The sequence below is a fragment of the Allorhizocola rhizosphaerae genome (assembly GCF_003426775.1).
In the GTDB taxonomy this organism is placed as follows: Bacteria; Actinomycetota; Actinomycetes; order Mycobacteriales; family Micromonosporaceae; genus Allorhizocola; species Allorhizocola rhizosphaerae.
Window position 1 is genome coordinate 1 of sequence record NZ_QJUG01000279.1, and the last position, 9,729, is coordinate 9,729.

General features: G+C 66.7%; 13 protein-coding genes and 1 pseudogene. 4 read left to right on the plus strand and 10 right to left on the minus strand.

Annotation, left to right across the window (positions count from 1 at the left end):
- Positions 1-112 precede the first annotated feature (112 nt).
- Entirely contained in the window at positions 113-388 is a 276-nt protein-coding gene (locus DM816_RS46035; protein WP_117215144.1) for a transposase, read from the minus strand.
- A 17-nt stretch (positions 389-405) separates the two neighbouring features.
- Here DM816_RS46035 and DM816_RS46040 point away from each other — a divergent pair.
- Positions 406-591: pseudogene (locus tag DM816_RS46040) on the plus strand (IS982 family transposase); the annotation flags it as partial.
- Between the two features lie 18 nt (positions 592-609).
- Here DM816_RS46040 and DM816_RS36820 read toward each other — a convergent pair.
- The 4 genes from DM816_RS36820 to DM816_RS36835 form a co-directional block, all read right to left on the minus strand.
- Complete coding sequence (locus DM816_RS36820; protein WP_162908205.1) at positions 610-960, minus strand: hypothetical protein; 351 nt, start codon at positions 958-960, stop codon at positions 610-612.
- A 24-nt stretch (positions 961-984) separates the two neighbouring features.
- Positions 985-1,539: a P-loop nucleotide/nucleoside kinase family protein gene (locus DM816_RS36825; protein WP_117215145.1), complete on the minus strand. Its 555-nt coding sequence runs from the start codon at positions 1,537-1,539 to the stop codon at positions 985-987.
- A complete protein-coding gene (locus DM816_RS36830) occupies positions 1,502-1,927 on the minus strand; it encodes a DDE-type integrase/transposase/recombinase (protein WP_162908206.1) in 426 nt (141 codons plus the stop codon). The genes DM816_RS36825 and DM816_RS36830 overlap by 38 nt, the downstream gene beginning before the upstream one ends.
- A 203-nt stretch (positions 1,928-2,130) precedes the next feature.
- On the minus strand, positions 2,131-2,382 hold the full coding sequence (locus DM816_RS36835; RefSeq protein ID WP_117215136.1) for a transposase: 252 nt from the start codon (positions 2,380-2,382) through the stop codon (positions 2,131-2,133).
- Between the two features lie 28 nt (positions 2,383-2,410).
- Between DM816_RS36835 and DM816_RS36840 the strand changes: the two genes are divergently transcribed.
- Positions 2,411-2,761, plus strand: a complete 351-nt coding sequence (locus DM816_RS36840) for a helix-turn-helix domain-containing protein (protein WP_281274397.1) — start codon at positions 2,411-2,413, stop codon at positions 2,759-2,761.
- A gap of 265 nt (positions 2,762-3,026) precedes the next feature.
- Here the strand turns inward: DM816_RS36840 and DM816_RS36845 are convergent, their stop codons facing one another.
- From DM816_RS36845 to DM816_RS36865, 5 genes are read right to left on the minus strand one after another with little or no spacing between them, the layout of a single operon-like run.
- Positions 3,027-3,758, minus strand: a complete 732-nt coding sequence (locus DM816_RS36845; RefSeq protein WP_246002571.1) for an ABC transporter ATP-binding protein — start codon at positions 3,756-3,758, stop codon at positions 3,027-3,029.
- Positions 3,751-4,488: an ABC transporter ATP-binding protein gene (locus tag DM816_RS36850; protein WP_117215138.1), complete on the minus strand. Its 738-nt coding sequence runs from the start codon at positions 4,486-4,488 to the stop codon at positions 3,751-3,753. The genes DM816_RS36845 and DM816_RS36850 overlap by 8 nt, the downstream gene beginning before the upstream one ends.
- The gene (locus DM816_RS36855) at positions 4,485-5,513 is read right to left on the minus strand and encodes a branched-chain amino acid ABC transporter permease (RefSeq protein WP_211589016.1); all 1,029 of its coding nucleotides are present in this window, start codon (positions 5,511-5,513) and stop codon (positions 4,485-4,487) included. The genes DM816_RS36850 and DM816_RS36855 overlap by 4 nt, the downstream gene beginning before the upstream one ends.
- Complete coding sequence (locus tag DM816_RS36860; RefSeq protein WP_117215140.1) at positions 5,497-6,384, minus strand: branched-chain amino acid ABC transporter permease; 888 nt, start codon at positions 6,382-6,384, stop codon at positions 5,497-5,499. Before DM816_RS36860 ends, DM816_RS36855 begins: the two co-directional genes overlap by 17 nt.
- Before the next feature lie 7 nt (positions 6,385-6,391).
- A complete protein-coding gene (locus tag DM816_RS36865) occupies positions 6,392-7,615 on the minus strand; it encodes an amino acid ABC transporter substrate-binding protein (RefSeq protein ID WP_117215141.1) in 1,224 nt (407 codons plus the stop codon).
- Between the two features lie 110 nt (positions 7,616-7,725).
- Between DM816_RS36865 and DM816_RS36870 the strand changes: the two genes are divergently transcribed.
- Together DM816_RS36870 and DM816_RS36875 are read left to right on the plus strand one after the other, a co-directional pair.
- A complete protein-coding gene (locus tag DM816_RS36870) occupies positions 7,726-8,754 on the plus strand; it encodes a LacI family DNA-binding transcriptional regulator (protein ID WP_117215142.1) in 1,029 nt (342 codons plus the stop codon).
- An 8-nt stretch (positions 8,755-8,762) separates the two neighbouring features.
- Positions 8,763-9,413, plus strand: a complete 651-nt coding sequence (locus DM816_RS36875) for a transposase (protein WP_117215143.1) — start codon at positions 8,763-8,765, stop codon at positions 9,411-9,413.
- Positions 9,414-9,729 lie beyond the last annotated feature (316 nt).

Below are 9,729 nucleotides of genomic sequence, written 5' to 3' on the forward strand. Positions count from 1 at the left end.
TGCAGCGACTACGCTGCATTCTGCGGCCGCCGCAGTTGATATTGAATTGTCCACAACTTTCGATGATCGAGCGGCGGCCGTCCATCATCTGGCTGGGCTTCATTCCGCCAGCTCACACGGCATGTCGTGACTGCCGTACTAGCCGCTCACCCGGCGCAATCCCATCCGCGGCACGGACCTCCTCATCGTTCTCGGCCCGTTTCACCCACGTACGCAACGCTTCCGGGTGCACACCGAGCTGGTTCGCGATCCGCCTGATCGCACCAGACGCCGCATGCGGGTCTCTACGCGCCTCAACTACCAGACGCGTCGCACGCTCACGCAACTCGTCCGGGTACTTCTTCGATGCCGCCATAACAACCAATCCTCCGGTCTTCGATGTCTCCATCAAACCCGAGGCGGAACAAAACCATCGAATCGATCAGCCAAACATTCAAGGGTCAACTCGACCTCGAACGCCACGGCGGCCACACCCCACAGGGCGTCGCCGTGCGTGTCCTGCAACGCATCCTGGCCCTGACCGCCGCGATCTGGCACAACGACAAGACCGGCGCCCCGGTTCTACGCTCCCTGACCGCCTATGACCACTAACCCCTTGGAATAGGTCATCTAGTCGGCGCTACCGACGCGTAATGAAAGCAGCAGAATCAGGACCAGGCAGTAGGCAGCGCTGACCCACCCGAACCATCGTCCAACGCTGGCCAGATACAACGCGGCCGATATCAGCAGCGCCTGGGATGCCAGAGCTGCTAGGCGGGCATGTCTTCTGCCCCGCGCCAGCCGGAAGGCGACGGCGCAAAGCATCGTCGCGTAGGCGAACGTGAATGCCGTTGATGCGATCGCCCTCGTTCCGCCAGCCGGTGGTTCCAAGACAATACCCACCATTACCACCGACACGAGAAACAGGAACCCCGCCTGCGCATAAAGCAACACGGCCGCGGCGCGTACTAAGGCGGTCATAGCCAACACCATAAGGGCACCCTCTTACCCAGAGCTTCGGCTCCCGATCGGGCCTATAACGGCTAAAGCCGCCTCGGCCAACTGCTGCGGAGTCTGGGTCGCGTCAAGGACCACTGTCCCGGCGGGCAGGGCATCGACCGCAGCGCGGCAGGCGTCCACCCTCGCCTTACACCACGCCCGCACCCGCACGTCCTGCGTCGGATCGTCCGGATAGAAACTCCGCCCGTCGATGCGCTGCTCGATAACCTCCCGCGGTGCATCGAGGAACACATGGTGCACACCGACGCCCGCGGCCTCAATCGCGCCAAAGATCTCAACCAGGTACTCCGGCCGCACCAGCGTCATTGGCACTAACAGCAGCCGGCCATAGTCCTGGACCGGACCGACTGCAAAACTCGCGACCTCGCGCCGCCACATCGGCAGATCCTGGAAGTCGCCGGTCGGCACCTCCACGATCTCCCGAAGGACGTAACCAATGTGCTCAGGATCGAAGACCAACGCGTCAGGAAGCCTGGTCCGCAACTCGTCCACAAGCGTGCTCTTACCACTGCCGAACGGCCCGTTCACCCACAGGATCATCCCGGGCACGGTAGCAGCCAGAAGCGCGGCGGCGCCGCCCCGCCAAAACGATTACGGAGAGAATTGCCAACTGAACCGCGGACAGCCCCCGCCCGACGTTGCTAACGAATCCAAGGGCACAGACCTGGCCCGCTGGAACCGTAACGACCTCGACGCTGTAGCCGCCGCTCTCAATGGCCGGCCACACAAGACACTCGGATGGCGAACACCAGCCGAAGCCCTCAACGACCAGCGAGGCGACCGCGACAGCGTCGTCGTCGTGCTTACTCATCGCATACCCGAGCAGGCGGCGGCTGAACAAGTCCAGAACCCCCGTTGCCAGATAGAGCTTTCCCTCGCCGGTGTCGACTTCGGTGAGATCCCCGCACCACAACACGTCCGGTGCCACCGCGGTGAACTGGCGGCGCACCCGGTCCGGCGCCGCAGCCCGCTTGCCCTGCCGGGTCAGGTGACGCCGCTTCTGGGCGTGCGCCCGGCCAGGCCCAGCTCGGCCACTTGTAGTACCACGACTCGCTGACCCCCAAGGCCCGGCACGAGACCGCCTGCGGCACACCATGTTCGGCCCTCTGGAGCTGATGAAGCGGGCCACGCTCACGTCGTCGCCTCCTTGACCCACAGGACCACTGAGCGCTTGAGGACATCACGCTCCATCGCCAACTCGGCGTTCTCCTCACGCAGCCTCAACAATTCGGCATGCTCCGACTCGGACACCCGCCCGTCGCCGGCACCATGGGCCTCCCGGTCACGGGCCACCCAACTGCCCAGCGCGCCCTCGTTGATCCCCAGATCTTTGGCTACTTGGGCGATCGGCTTGCTGTCGGCGTGGGTACGCCGTCCCACCACGCAGCATCTGGTGCTACGGGCGTGGATCGTGCCGGCCGCCGCCGACGGTATGGCTATTACCGCCATTGCACGTGATCTGCGGACGGTGCCTGACACGGTGCGCAAGTGGGGGCACCGCTTCGCCGTACAGCGGATGGCGGGTTTGGGCGACCGTAAGCGTGCGGGTCGCCCGAAGCGGTTCACTGACGTGCAGACGGCGCAGGTCAAGGCATTGGCGTGTGAACTGCCGACGGCTTGGGGGGTGCCACTGTCGCGGTGGTCGGCCGCCGAGTTGGCCGACGAAGCGGTCGCGGCGGGCATCGTCGAGGACATCTCCGCTTCCACGGTGGCCCGGTGGCTGGCCGACGATGCGATCAAGCCCTGGCGGCACCGGTCGTAGATCTTCCCCCGCTATCCGGACTTCATGGCGAAAGCCGCCGTGGTGCTGAAGACCTCGGTTCAGGCCCGCTGCCGCTGCCATCCCAGGCATGCCACCCGGGCTGGCCGGGCTGATGCGCGTCGAGGAGGAGTATGAGCGCGGCGGGGCGCTGGCCACCTGGCTGCATTAAAGACGGCGAAGCCTGGGTCTCAACGGCCTTGGCGAAGCCGCCCACGCTGCCGGTCGCCCCGAAAACGCCTCTACTCGTCACCGCGACGCGTACGCGTCATGCCGGGCGGCCGCCGAGATAGAGCTCGCCGAGCAGCGGGTTGTCGAGCAGGTCGGAGGCGGGGCCGGAGATGTGCACCCGGCCCAAGTCGAGCACGCAGCCGATGTCGGCGGTTTGCAGCGCGCGCCGCGCGTTCTGCTCGACCAGCAGCACGGCGGTGCCGGCGTCGCGCATACGCACGACCTGCTCGAAAACGGTGTTGGTTGACTTGGGATCCAGGCCCATCGAGGGCTCGTCGAGCAGCACGACCTTCGGGTTGACCATCAGCGAGCGGGCGAACTCGACCTGCTTCTGCTGCCCGCCGGACAGCAGCCCGGCCAACGCGTTCCAGCGCTCATCCACGACCGGGAACAGCTTGCGCACTCGTTCGGCCCGCTCGGTGACCACAGCCTTGTCTTTTATCGTGTACCCGCCCAGGAGCACGTTCTCGGCCACGGTCATTTCGCGGAAGACGCTGTGCCCCTGCAGGACGTGGGCCAGCCCGCAGGCCAGCATCTGTTGTGGCCCTTGGCCGGTCACGTCCTGACCGTCCAAAATGATCTGTCCAGATTGGGGCCGCAGCAGCCCGCTGGCCACCTTGAGCACCGTGGATTTGCCGGCCCCGTTCGGCCCGACCAAACACACAATGGCGCCCGCGGGCACCTGGACCGTCAGGCCGCGCAGCACCGGCGCGGCCCGGCCGTAGCCGACCTCGATCCCGCGCAGTTCGAGCAGAGGAACACTAGCCAAGGTACGCCCCAAGGACTCGCTCGTCCGACCGGATCACCGAGGGCGGCCCGGCGGCGATGGGCCGGCCGCGGTCAAGCACGACGATGTGTTCGCACAGGTTCATCACGAGGTCCATGTTGTGCTCGACGATGATGAACGTCTTGCCGGCCGCGTTGAGCTCGCGCACCAGCGCCGCGATCCGGTCGATCAGCGCCGGGTTGACGCCGCCGGCCGGCTCGTCGAGCAGGATGGTCTCGGGCTCGCTCATCAGCACGCCGGCCAGTTCGAGCAGCTTCTGCTGCCCCCATGACAGGTTGCCCGCCTCGACGCCCTCCAGGTGGTCCATTCCCATGTGCGCCAGCCATTCCCGGGCGCGCGCCACCTCGGCCCGGCCGCGTGCCCCGCGCAGTCGTGTCGCCACGCCGCCTGGGCGCGCCGCCACGAGCACGTTGTCGAGCGCGCTCATGCGTGGGAAGACCCGGCACAGCTGGAACGTGCGCCCGATCCCGGCGGCCGCGATGGCGTGGGGCGGCCGGCGCGTGATGTCGTGCCCGCGATAGGTGGTCTGGCCGGAGTCAGCGCGGATCATGCCGGTGACGCAGTTGAAGTATGTGGTCTTGCCCGAGCCGTTGGGCCCGATGATCGCGTTGATCTTCCCGTCGTGGAACGCGATGGACGCACCGTCCAATGCGGTCACCCCGCCGAAGCGCTTGGTGAGCTCGACCGTTTCGAGGTTGCGTGGTGCCGTCACCGACGCGCCTCCTCACGCAGTTGCTCGGCCGAGACCTCGCGGATGGACGCCCGGGTGGGCTGGAAGAACCGGCCGAACACATTGGACACAGACGGAATCACACCGTCGGGCATGAACATCACGACGACGGCGAGCAGCAGGCCGCTGGCGACCAGGTGCAGCGGCGTGTTGCCGTACTCCACTTTGAAGTATTCGAGTCCAATCCCGACGATCAGCGCGCCGAGCACGGGACCGAACAGGTTGCGCACCCCGCCCAGCAACGCCATCAACACCATGTAGGCGCCGGAGAGGATCGAGAACTGGAACACCGGGTCCAGGTCGCCGAACCACAGTGCATAGAGGCCGCCACCGAGCGCCGTGAATGCGGCCGACACGGTGAAAATGACGAGCTTGTAGGCGAACGTAGGGGTACCAAGTGATTCCGCTTTGTCTTCATCTTCGCGGACCGCCTTGAGGCCCAAACCAAAGCGGGAGCGGTCGATGAGCCACCAGCACAGCAGGGCGAGCGCGAGCAGCCCGGCGAACAGGTAATAGAACACCCGGTGGTGTTCAGGGCGCAGCAGTTGCGGGAACGGGCGCGGCACCACGAGACCGCTTGAGCCGCCGGTCAGCGATGCCCAGCTCTGGAACACCAGCAGCAGGATGAGCACGAGCGCGATCGACACGATGACGAACGACGCGCCGCGCACCCGCAGCGCGGCAAAGCCCAGCGGGATCGCGAGCAGCGCGACGATGGCCGTGGCCGCGAACAGCGCGGCGAAGCTCGGCATGCCCGCCTTCGTGATGAGCAGGGCCGTGCCGTATGCGCCGAGGCCGGCGAGAGCGCCGTGGCCCAGCGAGATGTATCCGGTGAAGCCACCCATGAAGTTCCAGGCCGTTGACAGCACGGCGTAGTTAAGGACGACGATGCCCACGGAGAGCAGGTAGGGATTGGGCGCCAGCGAGGGGAACGACAGTACCAATCCCACCCCGGCCAGGAGCACCGGCAAGCCCAGCCAAACGCGTGCCTTAGAAACGCTGCGCAAGGCGGCCTCCAAAGAAACCCTGCGGCCGCAACGCCAGCGTGGCGAACAGGGCGAGGTAGAAAACCGTCTGTGCCCATGTGGTACCGAGCGGGATCTGCAGCAGGCTCTGCGCCATGCCCAGGACCATCGCGGCGATGGCGGCGCCTGGGATGCTGCCCAGCCCGCCGACCACGATGATGGCCATCAGCGGCCCGATCCAGTGCCAGTGCAGCGAAGGGTAGACCGTCGCGTCGAGCGCCAGCGCGGTGCCGCCGATCGCGGCGGTGGCAAGTCCCAGGCCGAATCCGTAACCGGCCACCCGATCGGTGTCGATGCCGGCGAGGCGCGCGGCATCACGGTGCTGGATCGTCGCGCGCAGCGCCCAGCCGAACCGGCTGTGCTTCAGCAGTAGATAGAGCCCGAGGAGTGCGGCACCGGCCAGGCCGAACGCGATGAGCTTCACGACCGCGATCCTGGCGCCGAACAGATCGAGGCTCGACGCGCTGTAAGCGAGCTGGATGCGCCGCTGCGTGCCGGTGAACAGGTACCCCAACATCCCCTCGATGAACAGCGCGATGGCGAACGTCAGCAGGACCGACATCATGGTCAGCGTCGCGGGGCGCAGCCGGGCCAGCAGCAGGCGCTGCATCGCCACGCCGGTGACGAAGAACAGCGGCACCGTGCCGGCCAGCGACAGCAACGGATCCAGCCCGGTGCGCACGTTGAACCACCAGGCCACGTATGCGGCCAGGATGAGGAACGCCGAATGGGCGATCATCACCACCCGCATGATGCCGAAGTAGAGCGTCAGGCCCGCCGCCAGCAGGGCGTAAAGCCCTCCGAGCAGCAGGCCCAGCACGACGCTCTGCAAGAGCAGCCCGCCCGATGGCATCAGCCGGTCACCACGCCGGCTTGGGGTAGATGAAGCCAGCTTCCTTCACGTCCTCGGGCAGCACGATCTGGATGTCGCCGCCCGCCCACTGCTGGATCATGTGCGCGCCCTGCGGCCGCCCCTGCGCGTCCCACGACAGCGGACCCACCACGGTCTCGACCTTGTTGGTGCGCAACCAGTCCACGAGCTTCTTCTGGCACTCGCCCTGCTCGGCGCAACCGACGGCCTTGACCGCCGCCGCGACGACCTGGCCGGTCGTGTAGGCGTTGGCCTCATCCTCCTCAGGCTCGGTGCCGAACTGCGCCTTGTACTTTTCGACAAACTCCAGATTGCTCGGATATTTTGCCTTGTTGGTGTACCCGGTGGGCGCCAGGATGCCCTCGGTCTTGTTGCCGATGGCCTTGGCGAACTCCGGGTTGGTCGGCGCGGTGGAGAAGGCCGCGAGCTTGGGTTGGTAGTTCAGCTGTTGCAGGGCTACGATCAGGTTCACCCCGTCCTGGTACTGCGAGCCGCCGACCACGATGTCGGCTTTGGACGCCGCGATCTTCGCCGCGATGCCGCCGAAGTCGGTGGTGTTGGGCGGATAGACCTCATTGACCACGGTCGTGATCCCGCCCGCCTCGAGTTTGGCCTTCAACCCGTAGGCCGTGCCCTGCGCGAACGGGTCGTCCATCGCGGCGTAGGCGGCCGTCTTCGGACGCCGGTCGGCCGGCAGGGCCAGGATGTGTTTGGCGAGGTGGTTGTAGTGGTCGCCCGCAACGGCCGGAGCGGCGTAGAAGAGGTTTTTGAAGCCCTGCTCGAACACCTGCGCGGCGGCGCCGGCCGGCTCGACGAACAGCATGCCGTATTCCTCGGCGACCCGCCCCGCGGGCACCACCAGACGGGTAGAGAACGGGCCGAACACCAGATCGACCTTGTCGCGGCCAATGAGCTGCTCGTAGTCGGCCACCACCCGGTCGGCATTGGACTGATCGTCGAGGATTTTCAGCTCTATCTTGCGCCCTAGCAAGCCGCCCTGATCGTTGACGATCTTGGCCCACGCCTCATAGCCGCGCTGCACACCCTTGCCAGGCTCGGCGAAGTCGCCCGTCAGCGGCAGCGAAATCCCGATGACGATGGGGTCGCTCGCCGGCTTCTCCGACCCGCCGTCCCCCGTGCAGCCCGTCACGGCCAGCGCGACGGCCACGGCGCTCGCCGCAATTCCCAACTTGACCCGTGCCGTTGCGTGCATCTCTGGACGCTCCTCGGTAGTTGGTACGTAAACGCTTACGAAAGCGCTTACGTACCCTAATCTCTGGCGCGAGTGCCTGGCAAGGCGCACAAAACGGAAAGGTCCGATGAATGTCTAGATCGCGTTCACAGCTGCGGTTGATCGATGTGGCCGAGCAGGCCGGCGTCTCGCTGGCCACGGCATCGCGCGCGCTTGCCGGACGCGAGGGGGTCAGCGAGGCCGTGGCCGATCGCGTCCGCCAGGTCTCGCGCGATCTCGGATACGTGGCCAACCCGCATGCGCGGCAGCTCGCGGGCGGGGCGACGTCCACGGTCGGGCTGATCGTGCATCAGATCGACGACTTGTACTTTTCGGAGATCGCCAGCGGGATGATTCAGCTGGCCGGGGAGCGCGGGCTCATGGTGCAGATCTGCCACTCCGGGCGCGATCCCGATGCCGAGCTGGCGCAGATCCGCCACCTGAGCGCGCAACGGGTCGGGGTCATCATCGTGGCAGGGTCCGGGTACACCGATCCGGGCACGGAAGCGATGGCACGGGCGGCGCTGCTGGCATTCCAGGAACGTGGGGGGCGGGTGGCCGTGATCGGGCGGCATGCGCTGAACGTGGACGCCGTGTTGCCCGACAATCGGGACGGTGGCCGGGCCATCACCGAGCACCTGCTCGCGCTGGGCCACCGCCGGATCGCGGTCGTCGCGGGTCCCGAGGAACTGACCACCGTGGCCGACCGGCTCGCGGGTGCCGCCGAAGCCCTTGCAGTGCATGGGCTTTCGCTGGACCGGCTGCCGGTCGCGTACGCCGACTTCACGTGCCCCGGCGGGCGCGAGGCAGCGGCACGCATCCTGCGCGAGCGGTCCACGCCGACCGCCATCATCGCCCTCAACGACGCGATGGCCATCGGCGTGCTCTCCGCGTTGCGGGCGCAGCGGGTCCGGGTACCCGATGAAATCTCGGTCGTCGGCTTCAATGACGTATCGATCGCGCAAGACCTGGCGCCAAGCCTGACCACGGTGCGGCTCCCGCTGGCCGAGATGGGACGCCAGGCATTGGCCATGGCACTCAAACCCCGGTCAGCGCGGCCGCGCAAGCGAGCAACCGGCCATCACCTCATCGTCCGCGACTCAACCGCCTCGGTGTCGTAATCCCACTCATGACGTGTACCCGAACGCGCGTGTCTACGAATACGATCCGAGCGTGCCTTGGCAGCGCGGCAGCAACCCGCGGCTGCTGTTCGAGCTGGGCTCGCAGGAGCAGAGCCGGCCGTTCGCCTGGGCCTCGGCCGGTGAGTACGTCGCGTTCGGCGCCGGTGGTAGCCGGGGTGCGGCTGCGGGCCGGACGCGCAGGCTCGTCACGAGGAGCAGCCGGCATGGTCACCGAGGCGATCAACACCGCCAAGGCTGCCGGGGCGAAGGCGGCAAACATTCTGGTACGCGGCGACTCGGCATTCTGTTCCGGCAAGCTGGTCACCGCCGTGGCCAAGGCCGGTGCCGTGTTCTCGTTTGCCATCGCCCGCAACAGCACCGTCGACGCCGCGCTCGACAACATTCCCGATGACGCCTACGTGCCGGTGCGCTATCCCGGCGCGGTCGAAACCCCCGACACCGGTGCCCTTATATCCGACGCGCAAGTCGCCGAAGTGCCATACACCGCCTTCGCCGACACCGCACACGAGTTCACCGGCTGGCTGGTTGTCCGGCGGGTGCAGGATGCCAACACCCAGGACCCGCTGTTCCCGGTCTGGCGGCCTGGAACATCCTCGCCGCCATCTGCCACAACCTGCTACGCGCCACCGGCACCCTGACCGGCACAGCCCGCTACGCCGTTGCCCGAGGCGCCACCCTGCGCACCCACCTGATCAACATCCCGGCCCGGTTCACCCGGCCGCAACGCAGACCCGTGCTGCGCCTACCCGCCCGCTGGCCCCGAGCCACCCCCTGGCTCACCTTCTGGCAAGCCATCTTCGTCACGTAACCACCGAAACCCTTGTACCGTAACCAAACAACACGCAACACCACACCTAATCGGCCCTGCGAAAAGGATCAGAGCATGCTGGACACAGGACCAGCAGCCCAGTCACACCCTCAACAAACTCGAATCACCAACACCTGACCCAAAGA

Bases quoted from the DNA above. Each gene is read 5' to 3' on its own strand.
- DM816_RS36860 (WP_117215140.1), bottom strand. From the start codon at position 6,384: ATGCCATCGGGCGGGCTGCTCTTGCAGAGCGTCGTGCTGGGCCTGCTG.
- DM816_RS36825 (WP_117215145.1), bottom strand. From the start codon at position 1,539: ATGATCCTGTGGGTGAACGGGCCGTTCGGCAGTGGTAAGAGCACGCTT.
- DM816_RS36820 (WP_162908205.1), bottom strand. From the start codon at position 960: ATGACCGCCTTAGTACGCGCCGCGGCCGTGTTGCTTTATGCGCAGGCG.
- DM816_RS46035 (WP_117215144.1), bottom strand. From the start codon at position 388: ATGGAGACATCGAAGACCGGAGGATTGGTTGTTATGGCGGCATCGAAG.
- DM816_RS36865 (WP_117215141.1), bottom strand. From the start codon at position 7,615: ATGCACGCAACGGCACGGGTCAAGTTGGGAATTGCGGCGAGCGCCGTG.
- DM816_RS36870 (WP_117215142.1), top strand. From the start codon at position 7,726: ATGTCTAGATCGCGTTCACAGCTGCGGTTGATCGATGTGGCCGAGCAG.
- DM816_RS36875 (WP_117215143.1), top strand. From the start codon at position 8,763: ATGACGTGTACCCGAACGCGCGTGTCTACGAATACGATCCGAGCGTGC.